The organism is Nocardia cyriacigeorgica GUH-2, from assembly GCF_000284035.1.
Lineage (GTDB): Bacteria > Actinomycetota > Actinomycetes > Mycobacteriales > Mycobacteriaceae > Nocardia > Nocardia cyriacigeorgica_B.
Map to the genome: position 1 here is coordinate 977222 of NC_016887.1, position 22702 is coordinate 999923.

General features: G+C 68.0%; 24 protein-coding genes. 20 read left to right on the forward strand and 4 right to left on the reverse strand.

Translation table 11 applies throughout. The features are described 5' to 3' along the window. Positions 1 to 72 precede the first annotated feature (72 nt). A complete protein-coding gene (locus NOCYR_RS30700; RefSeq protein WP_048832791.1) occupies positions 73 to 573 on the forward strand; it encodes a DUF4254 domain-containing protein in 501 nt (166 codons plus the stop codon). Positions 574 to 629: 56 nt separating this feature from the next. On the opposite strand, the gene NOCYR_RS04360 is transcribed toward NOCYR_RS30700, so the two are convergent. Next, a complete protein-coding gene (locus NOCYR_RS04360; protein WP_370011513.1) occupies positions 630 to 2183 on the reverse strand; it encodes an AAA family ATPase in 1554 nt (517 codons plus the stop codon). A 2479-nt stretch (positions 2184 to 4662) separates the two neighbouring features. Here NOCYR_RS04360 and infA point away from each other — a divergent pair. The 13 genes from infA to NOCYR_RS29055 all read left to right on the forward strand — a co-directional run bounded on the left by infA (position 4663) and on the right by NOCYR_RS29055 (position 13419). Further along, a complete protein-coding gene (gene infA / locus NOCYR_RS04365; RefSeq protein ID WP_003418601.1) occupies positions 4663 to 4884 on the forward strand; it encodes a translation initiation factor IF-1 in 222 nt (73 codons plus the stop codon). A gap of 272 nt (positions 4885 to 5156) precedes the next feature. Continuing rightward, entirely contained in the window at positions 5157 to 5270 is a 114-nt protein-coding gene (gene rpmJ, locus NOCYR_RS04370) for a 50S ribosomal protein L36 (RefSeq protein ID WP_003938068.1), read from the forward strand. Between the two features lie 215 nt (positions 5271 to 5485). After that, positions 5486 to 5857, forward strand: a complete 372-nt coding sequence (gene rpsM / locus NOCYR_RS04375; protein ID WP_014349146.1) for a 30S ribosomal protein S13 — start codon at positions 5486 to 5488, stop codon at positions 5855 to 5857. A gap of 9 nt (positions 5858 to 5866) precedes the next feature. After that, the gene (gene rpsK, locus NOCYR_RS04380) at positions 5867 to 6280 is read left to right on the forward strand and encodes a 30S ribosomal protein S11 (protein ID WP_014349147.1); all 414 of its coding nucleotides are present in this window, start codon (positions 5867 to 5869) and stop codon (positions 6278 to 6280) included. 22 nt (positions 6281 to 6302) lie between these two features. Beyond that, a complete protein-coding gene (gene rpsD / locus NOCYR_RS04385; protein WP_014349148.1) occupies positions 6303 to 6908 on the forward strand; it encodes a 30S ribosomal protein S4 in 606 nt (201 codons plus the stop codon). Positions 6909 to 7011: 103 nt separating this feature from the next. Next, positions 7012 to 8070, forward strand: coding sequence for a DNA-directed RNA polymerase subunit alpha (locus NOCYR_RS04390; protein ID WP_014349149.1), 1059 nt, complete (start codon positions 7012 to 7014; stop codon positions 8068 to 8070). 46 nt (positions 8071 to 8116) lie between these two features. Further along, positions 8117 to 8641, forward strand: coding sequence for a 50S ribosomal protein L17 (gene rplQ / locus NOCYR_RS04395; protein ID WP_014349150.1), 525 nt, complete (start codon positions 8117 to 8119; stop codon positions 8639 to 8641). Between the two features lie 107 nt (positions 8642 to 8748). Further along, positions 8749 to 9606: a tRNA pseudouridine(38-40) synthase TruA gene (gene truA / locus NOCYR_RS04400; protein WP_014349151.1), complete on the forward strand. Its 858-nt coding sequence runs from the start codon at positions 8749 to 8751 to the stop codon at positions 9604 to 9606. A 78-nt stretch (positions 9607 to 9684) separates the two neighbouring features. Beyond that, positions 9685 to 10515, forward strand: coding sequence for an LLM class F420-dependent oxidoreductase (locus tag NOCYR_RS04405; RefSeq protein WP_048832796.1), 831 nt, complete (start codon positions 9685 to 9687; stop codon positions 10513 to 10515). Positions 10516 to 10674: 159 nt separating this feature from the next. Continuing rightward, entirely contained in the window at positions 10675 to 11481 is an 807-nt protein-coding gene (locus NOCYR_RS04410) for a hypothetical protein (protein ID WP_148280524.1), read from the forward strand. An 8-nt stretch (positions 11482 to 11489) separates the two neighbouring features. Next, complete coding sequence (locus NOCYR_RS04415) at positions 11490 to 12713, forward strand: hypothetical protein (RefSeq protein ID WP_048832800.1); 1224 nt, start codon at positions 11490 to 11492, stop codon at positions 12711 to 12713. 17 nt (positions 12714 to 12730) lie between these two features. Then, positions 12731 to 13195 (forward strand): hypothetical protein, encoded by a 465-nt coding sequence (locus tag NOCYR_RS04420; protein WP_231856029.1) that lies wholly within the window; start codon positions 12731 to 12733, stop codon positions 13193 to 13195. 80 nt (positions 13196 to 13275) lie between these two features. After that, complete coding sequence (locus tag NOCYR_RS29055; protein ID WP_193364731.1) at positions 13276 to 13419, forward strand: hypothetical protein; 144 nt, start codon at positions 13276 to 13278, stop codon at positions 13417 to 13419. A gap of 27 nt (positions 13420 to 13446) precedes the next feature. On the opposite strand, the gene NOCYR_RS04425 is transcribed toward NOCYR_RS29055, so the two are convergent. Beyond that, complete coding sequence (locus tag NOCYR_RS04425; RefSeq protein ID WP_014349155.1) at positions 13447 to 13890, reverse strand: Hsp20/alpha crystallin family protein; 444 nt, start codon at positions 13888 to 13890, stop codon at positions 13447 to 13449. 221 nt (positions 13891 to 14111) lie between these two features. Here NOCYR_RS04425 and NOCYR_RS04430 point away from each other — a divergent pair, with 221 nt between their 5' ends. From NOCYR_RS04430 to NOCYR_RS04445, 4 genes are all read left to right on the forward strand, one after another. Then, a complete protein-coding gene (locus tag NOCYR_RS04430; RefSeq protein ID WP_048832802.1) occupies positions 14112 to 15476 on the forward strand; it encodes an MFS transporter in 1365 nt (454 codons plus the stop codon). A 43-nt stretch (positions 15477 to 15519) separates the two neighbouring features. Next, positions 15520 to 16179 (forward strand): response regulator transcription factor, encoded by a 660-nt coding sequence (locus NOCYR_RS04435; protein WP_048833907.1) that lies wholly within the window; start codon positions 15520 to 15522, stop codon positions 16177 to 16179. Positions 16180 to 16360: 181 nt separating this feature from the next. Then, positions 16361 to 17977 (forward strand): sensor histidine kinase, encoded by a 1617-nt coding sequence (locus tag NOCYR_RS04440; RefSeq protein ID WP_014349158.1) that lies wholly within the window; start codon positions 16361 to 16363, stop codon positions 17975 to 17977. 175 nt (positions 17978 to 18152) lie between these two features. After that, positions 18153 to 19082: a TAXI family TRAP transporter solute-binding subunit gene (locus NOCYR_RS04445; protein ID WP_014349159.1), complete on the forward strand. Its 930-nt coding sequence runs from the start codon at positions 18153 to 18155 to the stop codon at positions 19080 to 19082. A gap of 5 nt (positions 19083 to 19087) precedes the next feature. On the opposite strand, the gene NOCYR_RS04450 is transcribed toward NOCYR_RS04445, so the two are convergent. Beyond that, positions 19088 to 19420 carry a metal-sensitive transcriptional regulator gene (locus NOCYR_RS04450; RefSeq protein ID WP_014349160.1) on the reverse strand — a complete coding sequence of 111 codons (333 nt, stop codon included), beginning with the start codon at positions 19418 to 19420 and terminating at the stop codon, positions 19088 to 19090. 144 nt (positions 19421 to 19564) lie between these two features. Between NOCYR_RS04450 and NOCYR_RS04455 the strand changes: the two genes are divergently transcribed. Together NOCYR_RS04455 and NOCYR_RS04460 are read left to right on the forward strand one after the other, a co-directional pair. Continuing rightward, complete coding sequence (locus NOCYR_RS04455) at positions 19565 to 20374, forward strand: S-methyl-5'-thioadenosine phosphorylase (RefSeq protein ID WP_014349161.1); 810 nt, start codon at positions 19565 to 19567, stop codon at positions 20372 to 20374. A gap of 24 nt (positions 20375 to 20398) precedes the next feature. Then, on the forward strand, positions 20399 to 20962 hold the full coding sequence (locus NOCYR_RS04460; protein WP_014349162.1) for an NADPH-dependent FMN reductase: 564 nt from the start codon (positions 20399 to 20401) through the stop codon (positions 20960 to 20962). Between the two features lie 4 nt (positions 20963 to 20966). Here NOCYR_RS04460 and eccE read toward each other — a convergent pair whose 3' ends face one another. Beyond that, positions 20967 to 22610 carry a type VII secretion protein EccE gene (eccE, locus tag NOCYR_RS04465; protein WP_014349163.1) on the reverse strand — a complete coding sequence of 548 codons (1644 nt, stop codon included), beginning with the start codon at positions 22608 to 22610 and terminating at the stop codon, positions 20967 to 20969. Positions 22611 to 22702 lie beyond the last annotated feature (92 nt).

Below are 22702 nucleotides of genomic sequence, written 5' to 3' on the forward strand. Positions count from 1 at the left end.
GAACGTACTGATCCGGTGTTGTGCGGCGATGACGGCGAGGCAACCGTGGCAGGTTCGGATACAACAGTCGTAATGGCTCTTCCCGGCACTCAGCGAAGTGCCGATCCGGTGGCGCAGACCCCGATTTCCGGGCCGCTGCCGACATCGGATCTACTTGTCAGAGCGTGCCGAGGGCACCGTGTGGTCGGCGGTCAACTCCTCTGGTATGCCCGTGACCTGGCAATACTGCATGAGAGACGGCTGGTCGGCCGGGGCGGCTCGATCGATACCCGGCCCGCGACCGTCGTCGAAATCGAGCGCCGCCGAGGCGAATTGGTGATGGCGATCGACGACTGGGTGGTCCGCAACGTCCCCCAGCACCGGCTGGGTGCCACCCTGCACACCGAGACCATCGGTGCGGTGATCGACCGGCTGGCCGAGGCGTCGGTGCGAGCCCACCACGCGTTGATGACCCTCGACGCCCACGACGACCTGCTGCACAGCGCCTGGCATCACTTGGCCGAACTGGCCGACGCCTACGACGACCTGGTGCGCGATGTGCTGGCCGGACGGCGCCGACTGCCCGAATGGTGAGCCGAGGCGCCAACGTCTGAATAGGTCGCGGCCGGGTAACGGCCGCGACCTATTCGTCAACCCCGGTAACGACGGTGATCGGTGGCGAAATCGTCGGCCACGGTCGCCGCGAGTTCCACATATGCCCGCTTGGTCTGCTTGTGCAGCCGGTGCAGGTCGATCTCCGCGCCCTCGGACATGTGCTGGTCGAACGGAATGATGTGCACCGCCCGGCAGCGCGACAGGAAGTACTCGCGCAGCTGCTGGATGCCCACGTTCGGCGAACCCGCGCGCGGAGAGTTGATCACCACCACCGCATTTCGCACCAAATGATCGTGACCGTGCAGTGACAACCAGTCCAGCGTGGCCGCGGCACTGCGGGCGCCGTCGATCGCGGGGGAGGAGATCAGGACCAGCGAATGCGCCAGCTCCAGCACACCGGCCATGGCCGAATGCATCAGACCGGTGCCGCAGTCGGTGAGGATGATGTTGTAGAACCGCTGCAAGATCCGCGCCACGGCCCGGTACTCGTCCTCGTTGAACGCCTCCGACGCCGCCGGATCCCGTTCACTGGCAAGCACTTCCAGCCGACTGGTGGCCTGTGAAGTGTGCCTGCGCACATCCGAGTAGCGCTGGATCGAGGAATCCAGCAGCAGATCGCGCACCGTCGACCGGGTCTGCAACGGCACCCGTTGCGACAGCGTGCCGAAGTCGGGGTTGGCGTCCACGGCGATCACCCGGTCGCCCCGGATCGAGGCGAACGTGGAGCCGAGGCCCATGGTGGTCGTGGTCTTACCGACGCCACCCTTGAGCGAGAGCACCGCGATGCGGTAGTCGCCGCGCACCGGCTGCCGGATGCGCGCCACCAACTCCTGCAACCGGCGTTCCTCGGCCGACATGCCCGGATTGATGGCACCACCCGACACGTGGTGCACCGCCTTACGCCACCCGGAACCGGCCGGCTTCTTGGCCGCGCGGCCCCGGATCGGCACATTGTCCAGCGATGGCGACGGCAGTGGCGGTTGACCCTGACCGCCGCCCTGCCACTGCGGCGGCGGGGCCGAATGCTGCGGCGGCACGGGCTGCTGTGCCGGATGCTGCGGCTGAATCGGCGGCTGCACGGGATGCTGTGGCGCCGAGGGGTATTGCGGCGGCACGGAGTGCGACGGCGCGGAGTGCTGATTCGGCGCCATTGGTGCCTGCGCGTAACCCTGCGGACCGGGCATCTGATCCGCAGGCGCCTGCATGGGCGCGGGATGGCGTGGTCCCGGTGTGTCCGGGCCCGGTGCGATCGGAGCCTGTGATTGCGGAGCAGGCCGTCCTTGCTGGTCGAGGGTCGAGGGGCCGCCCTGCCACGAGTGTCCGGCACCGCGAACCTCACCGACCGGTGCCTGCCCCATCGCCGCCGCGCCCGCATTGTGTCGCTGCGCCGGGCCAGGTGCGGGTTCGTCCGCCGGTGCAGAGAACGAACGCGGCGGTTGGGCGGTCGAGGCCGCATGCGGGGCCGCCTCGGCTGCGGATTGCCCTGAGTGCCAGGGCTGTTCCGGCGCCCGCTGTGCACCTTGCTCATTCGGCTGGGACGGCAGCGGGTGCTCGAATCCGGACGAATGGGTAGCCGGCGGGGCGTGCAAACTCTGCGATGCACCCCGACTCGCCTCGGGGCCGTCCGCCGCGACAAACGGTTGGCCCGCCTCGGCCGCGGCTTGGTGCGGCATCTCCGCGGCAGCGCCCGCCACCGCGGACCTCACCTGGTCGGCCGGCGAAGCCGTGCTCTCGGAAGGCAAGCGATGCCGACCGCGCGTGAGCGATGCGTCCGCAGCGACCGAGGGAGCCTCCGAGCCCGGCATCCGGGGCTGATCTCCGAGCTGCTCGCGATTACCCGCCTGTGAGTCGATCGGCGCGGCTTCAGAACCGCGCGCTGCGAATTCGAGCCCGCGCGCCGCAGCCTCGCCAGACGATTCCGGCCCGACCGCGCGATCCGGCGCAGCGGTTCCCGAGCCCGTCGTCACGCCCGGCGCGGCCTGCCGATCGGTGGCGACCGCTGCGGAATCGCTCGCCGTCACGTTCGGAGCGGCGGAATCACCGACTATCGGCGCCGACGTCGGATCGCTCGTCACGAGATTCGGTCCGGCGACGGCGCTGGACGACGCCGGCCCAACCGCGGGGTCCGCTGCAGCGGCTGCGGAATCCGTCGCGACGTCGCCCGAAGAACCCTGGCGATCGGTCGCCGCCGCGGAATCGCTCGCAACCGGTGTCGGCGCCGAGACACTCGCGGCCGAATCCGTTGTGCCTACAGCTGTTTCGCTTCGATTCGGCGGCGGCGGCAGGTCCGGCAGTCGCGGAAGCGGACGCTGTGCGGTGGGCTGGGCCGGCGTGTTCGCCGAATCCGCCGGCTCGAGCCAGGACGGCGGAGCGTCGGCAGGCGCTGCCGAACTCGCGGGTGCGGTCGATCCGGACGAGCTGGACACCGGGCTCGCCGCCACGTCGGTCTGCGCAGGCATTGCGCCACCGGTGATCTGGTTGTCCTCGGCAGCGGGGCCGGTCTCGGCGTCGGGGCCACGGTCGGGCGCCTGTGCGGTCGAACGGGGCCCCTCCAACCACGAGGGCGGCTCCGCCGAGGCCGGCGGGCCAGGCTGTTCCGCGACGGCACGGTGGTCGGCCGCCGAAGCCTGGCCGCCACCGTCGCTGGCCGGCCCTGGGGCGTGCGACTGCGGGTCTGCGACTGGGTACTGCGCGCCGGAAGTGTGTGACTGCGGTGTGGCCGGTGCGATCGGATTCACCGGCGACGACACGTGTGCCTGCGGCTGCGGCGGCGCCACTGGAATCTGTGGAGCCGACATATGAGCCTGTGGCTGAGGCTGGTGCGGTGCGACCGGTTGCTGCTGCGGCGGGACCGGCGCCACCGGGATCTGGGGCGCCGACGTATGAGCCTGTGGCTGGGGATGTTGCGGTGCCGGCGGCTGGTGCGGCGCGGCGGGCGGCTGCTGCGGCGCCACCGGGATCTGCGGCGAGGAGGCGTGTGGCTGCGCGGGTGCGACGGGCGCGGCAGCGTTCAACCGGCTCGCCTGGCTCTGCGGCGGAACCGGAGCGTGGGGCGCGACCGGAGCCTGCGGCGGCACCTGGGCGTGCGGCGGCGGCGCCTGCTGGTCGACGGGCTGCGGCGGACGTGGTCCGAGCGGCTGGAACTCGGCAGGTGGTTCACTCGGAGTACGGGTCGGCAGATGCGTGGCCGGCCGCTCCCCGGTCTGTGCCGGGCCTTGCTGCCACGAGGTGTCCGGTCCGGGCCGGTACTGCTGCGGCGCCGGACCGGATTGATAGGGATCGGCCGGACGGGAATCGGGGGATCGGTCCGACGGCCGACGGTCCGCGGGCCCCGGCCGCTGATCGGGAGGCGGCACACTCTGCCATCCGCTGTCCAGGTCCTGCTGCTGCGCTGGGTTCGACCACTGATCTGCGGGGCGCGGCGCGTGGCCGTCGTCGGCGTGGTCCTCGACCTGGTGGTCGTCGTTCTTGTCGCGGCGCCAGGGCTTGCGGCGCTTTTCCTTGCGCGGTCCGGGGGAATCGGAACGGTCGCCCTCGGGAGTGGGCCGCTTGAACCGGCGCTTGGGTGCGGGGGTGTCCTCGATCAGTTCGTCGTGCGGAAGGTTCTGAACCGGTGGCGCTTCGTACTCGATCTGCTGCCCGACCTGGGTGACCTCACTGTCGGAGAGCCACGGCGGCAGCATGGGGAGGCCGTCATTGCTGCGGCTCACGCATCCCCCTCTGATGTGCTGGACCTCGGACAGCGGTCAGTTTACGCGACAGCCGGGTTCCTTCGCGGGGCAGGCAGTGCCGGATTCGCCTGCCCCGGAGGCTCTGCGTGGTGACGCTCCGCTGCCGCCTCCGAGCCTTGACCGGGGCAGGCAGTGCGCCGATGGGAAGGCTCGCGACCCCGCGTCCGGGCGTGTTTTGCCCGATCGGGCGCCTGCCGGTAAGCTTGAGCGGCGGTGCACCTATGCGCCGACTGTTCGCATGCGACCGGTCCGGGCTTCTCCGGCCCACACCGACCGGTTTCATCCGGGCAGGACCACCAATCAGACCAGGTTGAGCATAACCGGGATCGCGGAGGATATGGCGAAGAAAGACGGGGCCATCGAGGTCGAGGGTCGAGTTGTCGAGCCGTTGCCCAATGCGATGTTCCGGATCGAGCTCGAGAACGGGCACAAGGTTCTCGCGCACATCAGCGGCAAGATGCGGCAGCACTACATCCGCATCCTGCCGGAGGACCGCGTGGTCGTCGAGCTCTCGCCCTACGACCTGTCCCGCGGCCGTATCGTCTACCGCTACAAGTAGATCGAATCGGCGAGGTCTGCTCGCGGAGTGCGCTCGCCGGGAGTCGATCGACTTGGCGTTTTGTGGGGGTGCAACCCCCACAGCCCGCCCGGCGGGCGTCGCCCCCGGACCCCGGCGGCGATGCGCTACCGATCTGTGCTGACAACTGAAGCTTCCCCGGTCTGCAGCCGGGGGATTCCGGTCGAGAGGCCGGGAGCAAGACTTCCCCAGCCGACGGGCTGGGGAAAAACTGTGTTCACAGCACGTGTGAACCACAACAAGATTGGACGGACGTGAAGGTTCAGCCGAGCGTCAAGAAGATCTGCGAGAAGTGCAAGGTGATCCGCCGTAACGGCCGGGTCATGGTGATCTGCGAGAACCTGCGCCACAAGCAGCGTCAGGGCTGACACCAGCCAAGCACCGAACGCGGTTCGGATTGGCACACCAATTGAATGGGCGAGCGCCACTCGCCCGAGAAGAACTCCCAGCTCCAGCCGTGCACTGCGGAATTCGGGTTCACCCCCGAGGTGCATGAGCCAACCCCCGGTACGGAGGCCGGGGCCCCGCCACGACGAGGGGACGGACAGGGAGCAGACCTCCGCAACGATTAAGGAAATGCCACATGGCACGTCTCATGGGCGTCGATCTCCCGCGCGAAAAGCGCATGGAGATCGCACTGACCTACATTTTCGGTATCGGCCGTACCCGCGCCAAGGAAATCCTGGCGGCGACCTCGGTCAGCCCGGATCTGCGGTCGAAGGATCTGACCGACGACGATCTGACCAAGCTGCGCGACTACATCGAAGCCTCGGAGTTCAAGGTCGAAGGTGACCTGCGCCGTGAGGTGCAGGCCGACATTCGTCGCAAGATCGAAATCGGCTGCTACCAGGGCCTGCGTCATCGTCGCCACCTGCCGGTGCGCGGCCAGCGCACCAAGACCAATGCGCGTACGCGCAAGGGTCCGAAGAAGACCGTCGCCGGCAAGAAGAAGTAGGGATAACCGATGCCTCCGAAGTCACGGGCCTCCGGCCCCAAGAAGACCCAGAAGTCGCGTCGCCGGGAAAAGAAGAACGTCCCGCACGGCCACGCGCACATCAAGTCCACGTTCAACAACACGATCGTGTCGATCACCGACCCGTCCGGCAACGTCATCTCCTGGGCGTCCTCCGGCCACGTCGGTTTCAAGGGCTCGCGCAAGTCGACCCCGTTCGCCGCGCAGCTGGCCGCCGAGAACGCTGCCCGCAAGGCGCAGGAGAACGGCGTCAAGAAGGTCGACGTCTTCGTCAAGGGCCCCGGTTCGGGCCGCGAGACCGCGATCCGTTCGCTGCAGGCCGCGGGCCTGGAAGTGGGCACGATCTCCGATGTCACCCCGCAGCCGCACAACGGCTGCCGTCCGCCCAAGCGGCGTCGCGTCTAACGGGAAAGGAAGGTAGACCACAATGGCCCGTTACACCGGACCCGCAACGCGCAAGAGCCGTCGCCTCCGCGTCGACCTGGTCGGCGGCGACCAGGCGTTCGAACGTCGCCCCTACCCGCCCGGCCAGCACGGCCGCGCGCGGATCAAGGAGAGCGAATACCTGCTCCAGCTGCAGGAGAAGCAGAAGGCTCGCTTCTCCTACGGCGTGATGGAGAAGCAGTTCCGCCGGTACTACGAAGAGGCCAACCGCCTCAAGGGCAAGACCGGTGACAACCTGCTTCGCCTGCTCGAGACCCGTCTGGACAACGTCGTGTACCGCGCCGGTCTGGCCCGTACCCGCCGCCAGGCCCGCCAGCTCGTCAGCCACGGCCACTTCCTGGTGAATAACCGGAAGGTCAACGTTCCGTCCTTCCGCGTCACCCAGTACGACATCATCGATGTCAAGGAGAAGTCGCTGGGCACGCTGCCGTTCCAGGTGGCGCGCGAGACCATCGGTGACCGTCCGGTCCCCGGCTGGCTCCAGGTCATCCCTGGCCGCCTGCGCATCCTGGTCCACCAGGAGCCCGAGCGCGCCCAGATCGATGTGCCGCTGCAGGAACAGCTGATCGTCGAGTACTACTCGAAGTAACAGCTGATCCGCTGCTGGTGCGTGATCGTCCGCCCTGGGCGATCACGCACAACCCTTAGACGAGGCGTCAAATAGCGGGCGCCCACAAAGGAGGATGATCCACATGCTGATTTCCCAGCGTCCGACCCTGACCGAAGAGGTCGTGGCGGAGAACCGCTCGAAGTTCACCATCGAACCCCTCGAGCCGGGCTTCGGTTACACCCTCGGCAACTCGCTGCGCCGTACCCTGCTGTCCTCGATTCCGGGGGCCGCGGTGACGAGCATCCGCATCGACGGCGTCCTGCACGAGTTCACCACCGTCCCCGGTGTGAAGGAAGATGTCACCGACATCATCCTGAACCTCAAGGGCCTGGTCGTGTCCTCGGAGGAGGATGAGCCGGTCACCATGTACCTGCGTAAGCAGGGCCCGGGGACCGTCACCGCCGATGACATCGTCCCGCCGTCCGGCGTCGTGGTGCACAACCCGGACATGCACATCGCCACCCTGAACGACAAGGGCAAGCTCGAGATCGAGCTGGTCGTCGAGCGCGGTCGCGGTTACGTCCCGGCGGTGCAGAACAAGGCCTCGGGTGCGGAAATCGGCCGGATCCCGGTGGACTCGATCTACTCCCCGGTGCTCAAGGTGACCTACAAGGTCGAGGCCACCCGTGTCGAGCAGCGCACCGACTTCGACCGGCTCATCCTGGACGTGGAGACCAAGAACTCCATCAGCGCCCGGGACGCGCTCGCCTCGGCGGGCAAGACCCTGGTCGAGCTCTTCGGCCTGGCCCGTGAGCTGAACGTCGAAGCCGAAGGCATCGAGATCGGCCCCTCGCCGGCCGAGGCGGATCACATCGCCTCGTTCGGTCTGCCGATCGAGGATCTGGACCTGACGGTCCGGTCCTACAACTGCCTCAAGCGCGAGGGTGTGCACACCGTCGGCGAGCTGGTCGCACGCACCGAATCGGATCTGCTGGACATCCGTAACTTCGGCCAGAAGTCCATCGACGAGGTCAAGGTCAAGCTGCACGCGCTCGGCCTCTCGCTCAAGGACAGCCCGGCTTCGTTCGACCCCTCCAGCGTGGTGGGTTACGACGCGGCCACCGGCACCTGGTCCGACAGCGGCAACTTCAGCGACAACGACGGCGGCGAGCAGGACTACGCCGAAACCGAACAGCTCTAGGCCGCTGGGGTAGGCGCCCCGGGGTCTTACTCAAGGAGAACCAACAATGCCCAAGCCCAAGAAGGGTGCCCGCTTCGGCGGGTCGGCGTCGCACCAGAAGGCGATCTTCGCCAATCTGGCCACGGCGCTCTTCGAGCACGGTCGGATCACGACCACCGAGGCCAAGGCCAAGGCGCTGCGCCCGTACGCCGAGAAGCTTGTCACCAAGGCGAAGGGCGGCACGCTGGCCGACCGTCGCGAGGTGCTCAAGGTGATCCGCAACAAGGACGTCGTGCACTCGCTCTTCGCCGAGATCGGCCCCTCGTTCGAGGGTCGCGAGGGTGGCTACACCCGCATCATCAAGGCGATGCCCCGCAAGGGTGACAACGCTCCGATGGCGATCATCGAGCTGGTCCGCGGCGAGACCGTGACCCGGGAAGCCGATCGCGCCCGTCGCGTGGCCGCGTCCAAGAAGGCCGAGGCGCCCGCCGCCGAAGCCACCGAGGCGCCCGCCGCCGAGGCTGCCGAGGAGAAGGCCGAGGCTGCCGAGGCCGAGGCGACCGCGGACGAGAAGGCCGACGACAAGGCGTGAGTCGTGGTCCCGGTGCTCCGGGATGCGCGTGACGCGTTGAATTCGCCGAACGAGCCCGTCTACCCGATCCGGGTGGGCGGGCTCGTTCACTTTCCGAGGAGGCCGCGGTGAGCGGGCAGGACGCGAACGAGATCGAGGCGCCGGTGACCACCCGGTACCGGCTCGACATCAGTTACGACGGGACCGATTTCATCGGCTGGGCCCGTCAGCCCGGGCTGCGCACCGTGCAGGGGGTGCTGGAGGAATCGCTGGGCAAGGTACTGCGCGAGACCGTCCAGCTGACGGTGGCCGGGCGCACCGACGCGGGTGTGCACGCCGAAGGTCAAGTCGCGCATCTCGATACCGCCGCCCAGATCGAACCGGCCAAACTCGTGCACCGGATGGCCCGGTTCCTACCGAAGGACGTGCGGCTCAAGGATATTCGGATCGCTCCCGCGGACTTCGATGCTCGCTTCTCGGCCATCCGCCGCCATTACGCCTACCGGCTGACCATGGCCCCCTACGGTGCCGAACCGTTGCAGGCGCGCGGTGTGGTGCCGTGCCGCCCGGAACTCGATGTGCACGCCATGCGGGCGGCGTCGCGAAACCTGCTCGGGCTGCACGATTTCGCCGCTTTCTGCCGCCGTCGTGAAGGTGCGACGACGGTGCGCGAACTCCAGCGCTTCGACTGGGTCCGGGAGGGCGATCTGCTGACCGCATACGTCAGCGCGGACGCGTTCTGCTGGTCGATGGTGCGCAGTCTGGTCGGTGCGGTGCTGGCGGTGGGGGAGGGGCGGCGCACGCCCGAGTGGACGGCCGCGTTGCTCGACGAGCGCAGCCGTTCCAGTGCGGTGACGGTGGCGCCGGCGCACGGGCTGAGCCTGATCGCCGTCGACTATCCGGCCGATGCCGATCTCGCGGCCCGCAATGCGCAGACCAGGGAATTGCGGACGGTTCCCGCCGAGGGCGGCTGCTGCGGTGGTTGACGCCCGGCCCCGCTGCTGAATTTCGCTGGTGATCGCGTCGCGGAAATAATCTCGCCCGCACCGCAGTTCGCTCCGGGTATGACAATCGACGGGCTCGGCAGGTTCGGTGTATGGCGCGGCTACAAGGGAGTCACGCCCGAAGAGGCGAAGGAACTGGAGGGTCTCGGCTACAGCACCCTCTGGCTCGGCGGATCGCCGCCGGCGGACCTTCCCGGGGTCGAGGAGCTGCTCGACGCGACCGAGACGCTGACCGTCGCCACCAGCATCATCAATATCTGGACCGCTCCGGCCGCGGAGGTCGCCGAATCATTCCACCGGCTCGAGGACCGCTTCCCGAACCGTTTCCTGCTCGGCCTCGGCGTGGGTCACCCCGAGTTCAACGACCCCTATCGCAAACCCTTCGACGCGCTGGTCGAATACCTCGACGAGCTGGACAATGCCGGTGTGCCGCGTAGCCGCCGGGCCTTGGCCGCGCTGGGGCCGAAGGTGTTGCAGCTGGCGGCCGAACGCACCGCGGGCGCGCTGCCGTATCTGGTCCCGCCGGCCCACACGGCCTTCGCGCGGGACACCCTCGGGCCCGCCGGGCTCGCGGTCGAGCACAAGTTCGTGCTCGACGAGGACGCAGACCGCGCGCGTGCGACCGCCCGGCCGGTCGTGCAGATGTATCTCGGACTGGGCAATTACGTGCGCAACCTGCGCAAATTCGGATTCACCGAAGCCGACGTCACCGCGCCCGGCAGCGATGAACTCATCGATGCGCTGGCCGTGCACGGCTCGGTGGCCGTGGTGGCCGAGCGGCTGCGCGCCCACCTGGACGCGGGCGCCGACCATCTCGCGGTCCAGCCGCTCGGCCCCGATTACCTGGCCGATCTGCGGGCCCTGGCGCCGGTGCTGATGGCGCCGGCCTGAGATCGGGCAGATGGCCGGATAATCCCCGCGGCATAGTCCGTCCCGCGTCGTGGTCCGGGCCACTCTGATTGACGCTCATATCGGGAAGGGCTTACGGTGGCTCACTATGAGTTTCGATATGCGGGGGGCGAACTCCATTGTGCGCTGGACAGTAGCCCAATGACGGATGGCCAGCTGCGGCAGCGCTATCGCAGGCTCAATCCGCTAGTCCGCATCTCGATTTGGCTCGTCGCGTTCGGTTTGGTGGCGGGGGTTGTGGTCTGGGTCGGTAATCCAAACCTCGGATCGGACGCAGCGGAGGGGCCAGCTAGCGAATGGACGGCACCCTCGGAGAGTGTTCCCACGACCACCGTCGCCCCGCCGCCGCCGGGTTTTCCGAGGATGGAGTTCCCTCCACCGATGCCGGAGGTTCCCGAGGGGGTGCCGCAGCCAGTGCCTACGCGGTTCGGTCTTACCTACACTGTTCCCTCCAGCGAGCACTGGCGGTCCAGTAACACGATGGTCGTGGGATGGACCGATGACGCGGGTGATGTCGCCACCTATGGGGCAGTTAGCGAGTACCGGTATGGCTACTGCACGGAGGATGACGGCTCGGCGATGGCGACAGTTGGAGTGACCGGGCGCAATGCTGTCGACCTCGACACAGCCGCCCGCCAGGAGGTATCGAAAGCCGAGCGCATTTTCGGCGATGAGGAAACCAGCCGAAAGCCGAAAGTCGAGATCAGGGGACCGTTTTCGCTCGAAGTGTCCGGGCGGCCGGCAGTGCGGTATACGGCTGTGCTCACAGATATCCCGGGCAGCTCGGCGTGTGGCCCCGACCAGGCGATCTTCGATGTAGTTGCGACGCCAGGCTACGCCACAGCCGAAGTTGTCCTCCTCGTGGTGCAGCACCATACGGGTATGAGCGACGCGCTGTCGGAAAGCGATGCCGATGCCATCGTGACGTCGCTACGCAAATCAGACTAAGGGGAAAATTGAGTCCTGAGAAGTTTCGGGCGGATCCCAGTCAGATCGCTGGACTGGGCAGGCTGATCGATGATCTAGGCACTGACTGTGCGAACATTTCTACCTTCGTCGGCGACAACTGTACGCCGAATGGTGACCTGTTTACCGGTGAGATTATCAATGACCTGCTGGCGCCTTTCAACGGCCTCGCTGGTGTGTTCAAAGGCAGAATGGCCGATATCGGGACTTATAACAAGAGCACCGCGATCGAGCTCAACAAGGCCGCATGGATGTTTCACGACCAGGATATGAAGAACTATGCGGCGCTCAATGCTCATACCAGCGACGTAGCTAGCGCCACGCCGGGAGTTTACGGTTCGGATACGGAACGGCCGGGCCAGACTGACGCATACGGCGCCGTGACGGCCTACCCAAAACCAGAATCCATCAACCTCAACGTGCCTACTGTCAACCAGGAAGACCTCGCCGGGTTGATCGGGGAGGTTGCGCCATGGCTGAGGGACGTCAACGAGTCCATCAAGAGTGTGACCCGTATGGCGCAGAAAGAGGTAGATCCTCTGGTCTTGGTGCTGAAACCGATCGAGGGGAACTGGAACGAAGTTCGCCGCATCGGTGAGTCGTACAAAGTCGCGGGTAACGCAATGGAAGCGACCGGCAAGAACCTGGAAAATGGTGTCAAACTGGTCGGTCCCCATTGGGATGGTAAGGCGGCCATCTCATTCGAAGAGAATTGGGCGCGGCGGCAGATCGCGGCCATGAAATGGGAAGGCCCGGTCGGTCGGGTCCTTGCTGATATAGCAGGCAAGCTGGCCGACGAGATTCGCGCGGGAATCAAAACGGCGCTGCTCAAACTCAAAGATATGCTCGAGGACTACATTGAAGTCAAGAGCGTAAAGGGCATTTTCAAACAGGTGATGAAAAGGGTGCCCGGCCTCGGGGTGATAGTCGAAGTGTTAGATCTTGGGCAGAAGATCTATACTATCGTCTCGACCGTCAAGGACATCGTGGACAAGATCGAGGAGACGAAGAATCGGCTGAAGGAGTTCCTGAGCTTCTTGTCCGGGCCGACCAGAGTCGTGGCAGAAAAGCTCGAGGAGAAGGTCCAGCCCGCGCTGCGTACTGCCGCAGTAGCAAATGATCTGAAGGAGATAGCGAAAGTCGGCAGCACGCTGGAACGGCCGCGGGAAAGCTACGAGACCGGTACGGGCAGACAACCTTGGGAGGACGGATGAAACCCCAATGGGGGAGTATGCGTGAGCCCGACCTGGACCCTGAGATCGAGGCGGCAGCCCGTCGTGTGCTCGACAGCGTTGACGACCTGCGCACTGTCCGCATGCGGGTGGAGAACTTGGACGTAGCCGCGGTTCTCAACGAACCCACCCTCGTCACCGAGGGATTGATGTTCGAGTTCGCCTCACTTCCTACCGCCTCCCCGGCCCTCCGCGACTTCGCCCTTCGCGTCCGTGCCGGCGAGTGCAGGTGGCCCGAGATCGAATCGCTGGTCAGTCCGCCTCCGCCGGAAGTTGTCGACTTGAAGTCTTCAGCCAGGTTCATCTGGCCTTGGGGTCTCCCGGAGAACCTGCCACCACCTGTTGTGCCACCATCTATTCCGCCGCCGCCGACTTCGCGACCAGCCGAAACCGGTGTGGTCGGACCTAGCGACTGGCCGGACGACTTCGACGACTACCCAGACGATAGGTCCTGGCTGGTCTGAATCCGGTAGCTGACATCTCTTGTTTCACCGGAGCCTGCGTCACTTCGCCGGGCAGCGATGAACTCATCGATGCGCTGGCGGTGCACGGCTCGGTGGCCGTGGTGGCCGAGCGGCTGCGCGCCCACCTGGACGCGGGCGCCGACCATCTCGCGGTCCAGCCGCTCGGCCCCGACTACCTGGCCGATCTGCGGGCGCTGGCGCCGGTGCTGATGGCGCCGGCCTGAGATCGCCTCAGGTAATCCGGTTCGGGGTCAGCTCGACCCGGCCTCGATCGTCCGCTGGCCCGAGCCGCCGCCGGTGATCTGGATCCGGCGCGGCTTGGCGCGTTCAGCGATCGGCAGGGTGACCGAGAGGACCCCGTTGTTGTAGGTGGCGCTGATGTTGTCGGTATCGACGTTATCGCCGAGGGACAGCTGCCGCATATAGGTGCCCGAGAAGCGTTCGGAGGCGATCCACTGGACGCCTTCTTCGCTCGGGGCGGTGCGCTGGGCGCGCAGGGTGAGCGTTCCGTTGTCCACGCTCACATCGACCGAACCGGGATCGACACCGGGCAGGTCGGCATTGAGCACATAGTGGTCGCCTGCCTTGAACAGATCCATCGGCATGAATCGCGGAGCGCGGCTGGTGCCGGTCGACTCACCGAGCAGCTGACGGGCAACAGCATCGATGTCATGGAACGGATCGAACCTCAGCACAGCAATCACCTCCGTTTTCGTTCCCGACGGCGACCGCCACGGCGACGGGCGCCGGAAGCTGTGCACCACCAAAATTAGCACTCTCCCGCCGAGAGTGCTAGATCTGCCGCGATCGTCCTAAGGGAGAGTTAGGAACCGCCCGCGCGGCTTCCCTGCGGCTTGTGACTGCCGACACAGTGGACTCCGACGGCGCAGAGCCGCGCCGATAGAGGAGGGTCCAGGTGACAACGACACAGGCCGGTGGTGAACGGCGAGTAGTGGCGAACGTGCTGCGCGGATCGATCGGCAACCTCGTCGAGTGGTACGACTGGTACGTCTACGCCGCGTTCAGCGTCTACTTCGCGAAGGCGTTCTTCCCCGACGGCGATCCCACCGCGCAGCTGCTCTCGACCGCCGCGGTGTTCGCGGTCGGGTTCATCATGCGCCCGATCGGTGGCTGGGCGCTGGGCCGCTACGCCGACCGCTTCGGCCGTCGCTCCGCGCTGACCCTCTCGGTCACGGTGATGGCCGCGGGTTCGCTGATGATCGCGTTGACTCCCGGCTACCAGACCATCGGCATCGCGGCCCCGGTGATGTTGCTGCTGGCGCGGCTGTTGCAGGGCCTGTCGGTCGGCGGTGAGTACGCCACCAGCGCGACCTACCTGTCGGAGGTGGCCTCGGCGGGCCGTCGCGGGTTCTACTCCAGCTTCCAGTACGTGACGCTGGTGGCGGGTCAGCTCACCGCGCTCGGCGTGCAGATCGTGTTGCAGCAGGTGCTGTCGTCGGAGCAGATGCACAGCTGGGGCTGGCGGATTCCGTTCCTGATCGGCGCGGGTGGCGCCATCGTGGTGATGCTGTTGCGGCGCGGGATGGACGAATCGGCGTCGTTCAAGGCCGTCGCCGAACCGGCCGCGGGCGAGTCCGGCAGCGGATCGCGCGGTTCGCTGCGGGTGCTGCTGCAGTACCCGCGGGAATGCCTGCTGGTGGTCGGGCTGACCATGGGCGGCACGGTGGCGTTCTACACCTACACCACGTACATGCAGAAGTTCATGATCAACACCTCCGGCATCTCCAAAGACACCGTGGCCTGGATCAACTTCGTCGCGCTGCTGTTCTTCGTGGTGCTCCAGCCGCTGGCCGGTGGCCTGTCCGACCGGATCGGCCGGCGCAAGCTGCTGATCTTCTTCGGCGTGTCCGGCACCCTGCTGACGGTGCCGATCATGTCGGTGCTCGCGCACACCACCAACGCGTTCGCGGCCTTCGGTCTGATGCTGACCGCGCTGGTGATCATCACCGGATACACCTCGATCAACGCGATCGTGAAGGCGGAGCTGTTCCCGACCAAGATCCGCGCGCTCGGAGTCGGCCTGCCGTACGCGCTGACCGTCGCGATCTTCGGCGGTACCGCGGAGATGATCGCGCTCGCGCTGAAGAAGGCCGATCTGGAGGCGCTGTACTTCTTCTACGTCGCAGGCTGCATCGCCATCTCGCTGATCACCTACTACTTCATGCGGGAGACCTCGACCGAATCCACCATCGACGCCGAAGCCGCCGTCGATGCCGGAGCGGCCGAGCCGGATCGGGAGATGGCCGCCGTACGTGGCTGACCGAACCGACCACGCGCCGATCCTGCTGTGGGAGGATCGGCGCGTGCGGCTGGCGGTGGTCGAAGACGACGACGGCGTAGGCGATGCCCTGGTAGAGGCGCTCACGGCGCGCGGCTACCGGGCCGAGCGCATGCGCCGCGGCGCCGATCTGCTCATCGCCCACCGCGATTTCGATGCCGTTCTGCTCGATCTCGGTCTGCCCGACGCCGACGGTCTCCAGGTGCTGCGGCAGTTGCGTGAGGTGAGCGCGGTGCCGGTGCTGATCCTGACCGCGCGCAGCGACGAGCGGTCGATCGTGCGCGGGTTGCGCGGCGGTGCCGACGACTATGTCGTCAAACCGCCCCGGATCGCCGAGCTGATGGCGCGCCTGGAGACGGTGATGCGCCGCGCCGCCGCGGTGGCGCAGCAGGCGCGGACCGAGGTGGTGACCGGCGACGTCCGGGTGGATCTGCGGGCCCGGGTCGTGGAGGTCGCCGGCACCCCGATCCCGCTCACCCAGAAGGAATTCGAGCTGGTCGAAGTGCTGGTGGAACGGCCCGGGTCGGCGGTGAGCCGACAGCAGTTGATGGATCGGATCTGGGGCGACGCCTTCGTCGCGGTCTCGCGGTCACTCGATGTGCATATGACCGGTTTGCGGGCGAAGCTGAACCGGCCGGGGCTGATCACCACCATTCGCGGGTACGGGTACCGGTGGGGCGAGTAAGGGCGGCCGTCCGTTTCGAGGGCGTGCCGGAGCCGTCTCGGTCGGGCCGACTGGGTTTCCGGTCTGGCGGTCCGCGGATCGACTCCGCAGGTGATCGGCGTGGTGGTGCGGTGATGGCGTCCGCTGAACTGCTGCGCGAATTGGGGTACAGCGGTGGTCCGCCACCGATCGGGAGGTCGGTATGCGCCGCCGCCTGCTGATCGTCCTCACCGCCTTCGCGGCCATCGCGGTGCTGGCCTTCGCGGTGCCGCTGTCGTTGACCGCCGCGACCAGCCGCACCCAGCAGCTGGTGCTGGGCCGCTCCGGTGACGCGGACCGTTTCGCCACCCTGGCCGATGCCGCCGGTTCCGCGGGCGGAGTGCAGGCGCTGGCCGATGAGGTCGGGCGCTACCACGAGCTGTACGGGGAAAACGTGCTGGTGGTGGACGCGCGCGGGGCGCCGGTCGTCAATGCCGGGGTCGATGTGCGGGATCCGCGGATCATGGCGGCGGTGGCGGCCGCGCGCCGCAATCAGCGTCCGCAGCAGGTGGATCGGCTGACGCCGTGGAGCGATCCGGTCATGCTCATCGCGCGCCCGGTCGGGTCGGGCGTGCAGGTCAACGGTGCCGTGGTGATCGAGGCGTCCACCGACGAGGCGCGCGCCGCGATCGCGCGGGTGTGGGCGGTGATCGCGGTCGGCGCGGTCGGTGCGATGGTGGTGTTCGTGCTGCTGGCACTGGTAGTGAGCCGCTGGGTGCTGCGACCGCTGGCGGCAATGTCGGACGCGGTCGCCGAACTCACCGCGACCTTGCCGAGACCGCGGCCCGACCCGGCGCCCGAGCCCGCGGATCGAGCCGGGCACAGCCGGAGCGCTCAGGACGGGAAGGCCGCACCGGCTGGGTCCGCCGTCGAACAGCGGAGCGAGCCGCAGCAAGCGCCCGCCGAACCGGGCGCGGCACCGATCACCAGGCGATACGGCGGCCCGCCCGAGGTGCGCGCGCTGGCCGAATCGGTCGATGCCATGGCCGCCGCGGTCGCCGATTCCGCGGACGCGCAACGTCAACTGGTCGCCGACACCGCCCACGCCATGCGTAACCCCCTGGCAGCGCTGACGATTCGCCTCGACTCGCTGGAGGCGGCGATCCCCGAGAGCGCCTCGGCAACCTTTCGCGGCGCGAGCGCCGAAGTCGACCGCCTGACCGCCCTGCTGGACGCGCTGCTCGAGCTGGCCGTGGCCGAAGCGCCGGCGGCGTTCGGAACGGCCGCGTCGCACGAGGAGCGCTGCGACGCCGCCGAGGTGGTGGCCGACCGAATCGACTCGTGGACAGCGGCGTTCGCCGACGCCGGCATGACGTTGACGGCCGGCAGCCGGGTCGTTGATGCGCATGGTGGTGAGGCCGGGCCGACCGACGCGGTGCGAGGGGGACGGCTCGCAGGGGAGGATCGTGACACAGGCGGACACGATGACGCACGTGGCGCAGCGATCAGTGCGGCGGCGCTGGCGCAGATACTCGATGTGGCACTGAGCAATTCGTGTCGCTACGCGGGTCCCGGCGCGCACACCGTCGTCGACGTGCTGACCGAGCCGGGCTGGGTGATCGTGCGGGTTCGCGATGACGGCGCGGGGGTGGATCCGGCCGAAATCGACAAGCTCACCGCGCGGTTCTTCCGCGGTTCGGGGGCGGTGGCCGGCGGCACGGGTCTCGGCCTGTCGATCGCCCACGCCCTGGCCAAGGCGAGGGGCGGCACCCTGACGGTGGAACCGGTCCTGCCGCACGGTCTCGGCGTCGTCATCCGGCTTCCGGCGGTGCGCCGATGAACGCACTGCAACCCCGAGCTCAGGTACCGGCTGCGTTCGCGCCGAGGGCAATCGGCCCAGCCGTGCGAGGTGACTTCCGGCCGCGGGTGGTGTTCTGGTTCGAGCCGCGCGCCGGCCGGCAGATGACGGTGTCCCGACTCGAACTGGACAACCTCCGCACAATGGCGGCGGTCCGATGAACCGACCACTGATCTCGATCTCCAGGCGCCGCGCGCTGGCATTGGCCGCACTCGCGTCCATGAGCCTCGCGGCCTGCGGCTCCAGCGACCGCACGGCGGTCCGTCTGGCTTCCGGCGAGGACGGCGGCTTCTACTTCGCCTTCGCGCGCCTGCTGGCCGCCGCAGCATCCGCCAACTCCGACGTCATCCGCATCGAACCGGTGGAAACCGCTGGCTCACAACAGAACCTGCGCTTGCTCGCCGACAGGCAGGTCGAAACGGCGCTGGCCCTGGCGGATTCGGCGGGCGACAACGGTGGGCGGGTGCTGGCGCTGGGCCGGGTGTACGAGAACTATCTCCAGCTGGCGGTGCGCACGGACAGCCCGATTCGTGAGGTCGCCGATCTCCGGGGACGGCGGGTCAATCTGGGCGCCGAGGGGTCGGGCGCGGCGGTGACCGGACCGAGGCTGCTGGCGAGCGCCGGGCTGGACCCTGCGGTCGACGTCATCGTGGAGCATCGCCCGCTCCGCGAGGCCGCCCATGCGTTGACCGACGGCGACATCGATGCATTGCTGTGGGCCGGCGGGGTGCCGACCGGCGCGCTCACCGTGCCGGACCCGATGCGGCTGCTGGACCTGGGTGCACTGGCAGAACCCATGCGCGACCGATACGGCCCCGTCTACGACCGCGTCGCCATTCCCGCCGACGCCTACCCCGGCAGTCCGGCCGTGCACACCATCGGCGTCGCCAACCTGCTGCTCGCGTCGGCCGCCCTGCCCGACGAGGCCGCCGCCGCCATCGTCGAACTGCTGGTCTGGCATGCCGATGAGCTGGTGCCCGCCGAGGCCGCGGGCACCCAATTCCTGGACGGACGGTTCCTCATCGGCACCGGCACCGTCCCGCTACATCCGGGCGCCGCGCAGGTGTACCGGCGCTGGCACGGCTGAAGCGGTCAGGAACGCACCATCCGCGCGATGGCGTCGGTGGCCTCCTTGATCTTGGCGTCGGCTTCCGGGCCGCCCGCCACCGCAGCGTCGACCACGCAGTGGCTGATGTGGTCTTCGAGCAGGCCCATGGCCACCGCTTGCAGCGCCTTGGTCATGGCGGAGACCTGGGTGAGGATGTCGATGCAGTACTTTTCTTCCTCGACCATGCGTTGCAGCCCGCGGGCCTGGCCCTCGATGCGGCGCAGCCGCTTCAGGTAGTCGTCCTTGGCGGTGATGTAGCCGTGGCCGGAATGGTCGTGCGCGGTGTGGTCGTTGTTCTGCGACGGGCTGGGTGTCACCGACTGCCTCCTCGTTGCCTGCCGGGTCGGCGGCCTGGTCTCAATACCCCCCTAGGGTACACCGCCTGCGGGGAATTGTCAGGTGAGGGCCGAATCGCCCACCTCCCGGCGGCCGGACCCGGTGCGGGCGGCACAATCGTCGCCATGAGCTCGCATGCCCGGCCCGCGATCGCCGTCATCGGCGGCAGCGGCTTCTACGACTTCTTCGATGACGAGGCGGTGGCCGTCGAGGTCGACACGCCCTATGGCGCGCCGAGTGCGCCGGTCGCGATCGGGGAGGTCGAGGGGCGGCCGGTCGCGTTCCTGCCGCGCCATGGCAAGCGGCACGAATACTCCCCGCACACCCTGCCCTACCAGGCCAATATGTGGGCGCTGCGGTCGCTGGGCGTGCGCCGGATCTTCGCGCCCTGCGCGGTCGGCAGCCTGCGCGCCGACTGGGGGCCGGGCACGATCGCCGTCCCGGACCAGCTGGTCGACCGCACCTCCGGGCGGCCGCAGACCTTCTTCGACGCCGGTGGCGTGCACGTCTCCTTCGCCGACCCGTACTGCGACGAACTGCGCACCGCTGCCATCGCCTCGGCCTCCGAGGCACTGCCGATGCGCGATTCGGGCACCATGGTCGTGGTGCAGGGCCCCCGGTTCTCCACTCGTGCGGAGAGCCGCTGGTTCGCCGCGCAGGGCTGGGAACTGGTGAACATGACCGGCCACCCCGAAGCCGTCCTGGCCCGCGAACTGGAAATGTGTTACGCCGCAGTCGCTCTGGTGACCGACCTGGACGCCGGACTGGAAGAAGGCGACGGCGTGCACGTCAGCGAGGTCTTCGCCGAGTTCGAAAAGAACATCACCCCGTTCAAGGCACTGATCCGGCGCGCGATCGCGGCCGTCGACGGCGCCGACACCTGCGCCCGCTGCCGGGTGCACGCCGGGGTCTCGCTGCCGTTCGAGCTGCCCTGACCGCCGTGGGTATAGGCTCGCGCCGTGGACACCACTGCGCTCCGGCTCGAGGTCATCGTCGCCAGTACGCGACCGGAGCGGTTCGCGCCGGTGGTCGCCGACTGGTTCCTGCGCACGGCGGGGGAGCATCCGGAATTCGACACCGGCGTCATCGATCTGATGGACACCCCGCTGCCGGTCGATCTCACCGAAACCCCTGAGGTTCAGCAGTTCCGGGCCAGGCTCGCCGCCGCCGACGCGTTCGTGGCGATCACCTCGGAGTACAACCACGGCTATCCGGCGTCGCTGAAAACCGCCCTCGACAGCGCCAAGCACGAATGGCGGGCCAAGCCGATCGGGTTCGTTGCCTACGGCGGACTCTCGGGTGGGTTGCGCGCGGTGGAGCAGCTGCGTCAGGTGGTGGCCGAGATCCATATGGTGTCGGTGCGCGAGACCGTCAGCTTCCATCAGGCCAAGAAGCGCTTCGACGCCGCGGGGCAAACGCAGGACGGTGCCGCGATCGACGCGGCCGAACGCATGCTGGGCCAATTGGCCTGGTGGGGACGGACTCTGCGGCAGGCGCGGGCCGTCGACCCTTATCCGGGGTGAGCGCTTACTGGTGCGCCATGGCGCGGCGCCCGCGCGGCTGGCCGATGTAGGTGGCCTCGCGCGGAATCGACACCAGCGTCAGATCGACCTGCGCGGTACCGGTGCGCAACACCACGTGGTTGCCGATGGCGCCGGGCTGCTGAATCGACAGATCCGGCTTGGTGGCAGGCCAGCCCATCGGATCGCCGGTCACATAGATCGTGGTGACACCGGCGTGCGGGGCCGGCGCGAGCACACCGTCGACCACGGTGGCGGTGAAACCGGCATCGGACTGATGGGTTTCCACCGCGATGGTCAGCCGCTCCGGATTGCCGATCGTGGTGACCAGGTTCTCCCAGGCATGCGCGCGATCGGTGCGGATCAGGATGCGCTCACCGACCGCCAGCGCACGGAACACCAGCTGCTGCGCCAGGTACAGCTCACCGGCCACGTACACCGTCGAGATACCGGCACCGATGATGCGGACCGCGACACCGTTGCCCTCGTCATCGGAGCCGATCAGCTGACCGCAACCCGACGACGGCAGATGCAGCGCACCGATCACGTCGATCGGGTACTCCGACATCGGGACCGTGTCGTCCACATCCGGGATGGCGATCGGCAGATGGGCGAGCAGGCCGTCGCGGTGCCTGCCGTTCATCGACACCATGCCCTCGTGCTTGGTACGTTCGGGCAGCTCACGCGCCGTCAACCGCCAGGCCGCACCGATATTCACCGATTCGGCGCTGCTACCGGGACGCAACCGCACCGCCACCGTGGTGCCGCGCGAGGGCGCCACCCACAGCTGGGCCAGCAGATCGGAACCGAGCTTCTTCGGGTCCACCGCACCACCGATATTGACGCTGTTGCCCAGCTCGGCGTAGCGCCAGCGCTGGGTCAGGGTGCGCGGATCGTAACCGGCGGTGATCTGCAGAACGGCCTTGCGGATTTCCGGGGCGGTGAGGATACGGGCGTTGCAGTCGGCGTCTTCGAGCGCGCGCATGATCCGCTGGGTCGCGATGGTGACCGCACGCGAGGCGCCTTCATTGCCGCCGCCGCGCCGTTCGGCCGCGCCGGGGCAGGCCACCGCGTCGAAGCTGATGGCCAGCCACACCGTGCGGTGGGCGGTGGCAGGCAGCGGGCCGAGCAGCGATTCGTAGATCTTGCCCGCCGGCGTGCCCGCGCGGCTGCGGTGGCCGTGGCTGATGATGTCGATACCGCTGAGCAGGATGTCGTGCTGGGTCAGACACTGCGCCAGCTCCGGCAGCGGCAGCAGGTGCGAGGCGTGCACGGTGGTGCGGGCGATGCGGGTCAGCCCGCCCTTGGGCGCGAGCACCTCGACGACGGTGACCACGCGGCTGCCGTCCCAGTACAGACCGAGCGAACGACCGTCGGGGCCGCGGAAGTCGACGGTGTCACCGATCTCGTACTCACGCTGGGCGAGATAGCCGACGCCGGTGCCGATCCAATCCAGCAGCACCCGCCGGCCCACTGGGATCAACGGGATCAACCCGGCCACCACACCGATACCGACCGCGGGCCACACCCCGAGCCCCGCCAGCAGTGCGATCGCACCCGCGACCAGCCCGGCGAATTGCGCGATCATCAGGTTGCGCAGCGAGATGCGACCCAGCAGCGGGCGCGGCCCCGCGCCGGCAGGTTCGGCCATCGTCGTCCCCCAAGTACCCGTATCGGCCGCCTTCGGTGTGGCCGAGCTGAACAAGAGTCCCCGGGAACTGTACTGTGTTCCGCGGACGCGAG

Excerpts from the sequence above, each read along its gene's own strand:
- NOCYR_RS04455 (WP_014349161.1), top strand. The coding sequence starts at position 19,565 with ATGAGCTCGCATGCCCGGCCCGCGATCGCCGTCATCGGCGGCAGCGGC.
- rplQ (WP_014349150.1), top strand. The coding sequence starts at position 8,117 with ATGCCCAAGCCCAAGAAGGGTGCCCGCTTCGGCGGGTCGGCGTCGCAC.
- NOCYR_RS30700 (WP_048832791.1), top strand. The coding sequence starts at position 73 with ATGGCTCTTCCCGGCACTCAGCGAAGTGCCGATCCGGTGGCGCAGACC.
- NOCYR_RS04445 (WP_014349159.1), top strand. The coding sequence starts at position 18,153 with ATGAACCGACCACTGATCTCGATCTCCAGGCGCCGCGCGCTGGCATTG.
- rpsM (WP_014349146.1), top strand. The coding sequence starts at position 5,486 with ATGGCACGTCTCATGGGCGTCGATCTCCCGCGCGAAAAGCGCATGGAG.
- NOCYR_RS04410 (WP_148280524.1), top strand. The coding sequence starts at position 10,675 with ATGACGGATGGCCAGCTGCGGCAGCGCTATCGCAGGCTCAATCCGCTA.
- NOCYR_RS04440 (WP_014349158.1), top strand. The coding sequence starts at position 16,361 with ATGCGCCGCCGCCTGCTGATCGTCCTCACCGCCTTCGCGGCCATCGCG.
- NOCYR_RS04390 (WP_014349149.1), top strand. The coding sequence starts at position 7,012 with ATGCTGATTTCCCAGCGTCCGACCCTGACCGAAGAGGTCGTGGCGGAG.
- infA (WP_003418601.1), top strand. The coding sequence starts at position 4,663 with ATGGCGAAGAAAGACGGGGCCATCGAGGTCGAGGGTCGAGTTGTCGAG.
- eccE (WP_014349163.1), bottom strand. The coding sequence starts at position 22,610 with ATGGCCGAACCTGCCGGCGCGGGGCCGCGCCCGCTGCTGGGTCGCATC.
- rpsK (WP_014349147.1), top strand. The coding sequence starts at position 5,867 with ATGCCTCCGAAGTCACGGGCCTCCGGCCCCAAGAAGACCCAGAAGTCG.
- rpsD (WP_014349148.1), top strand. The coding sequence starts at position 6,303 with ATGGCCCGTTACACCGGACCCGCAACGCGCAAGAGCCGTCGCCTCCGC.
- NOCYR_RS04420 (WP_231856029.1), top strand. The coding sequence starts at position 12,731 with ATGCGTGAGCCCGACCTGGACCCTGAGATCGAGGCGGCAGCCCGTCGT.
- NOCYR_RS04405 (WP_048832796.1), top strand. The coding sequence starts at position 9,685 with ATGACAATCGACGGGCTCGGCAGGTTCGGTGTATGGCGCGGCTACAAG.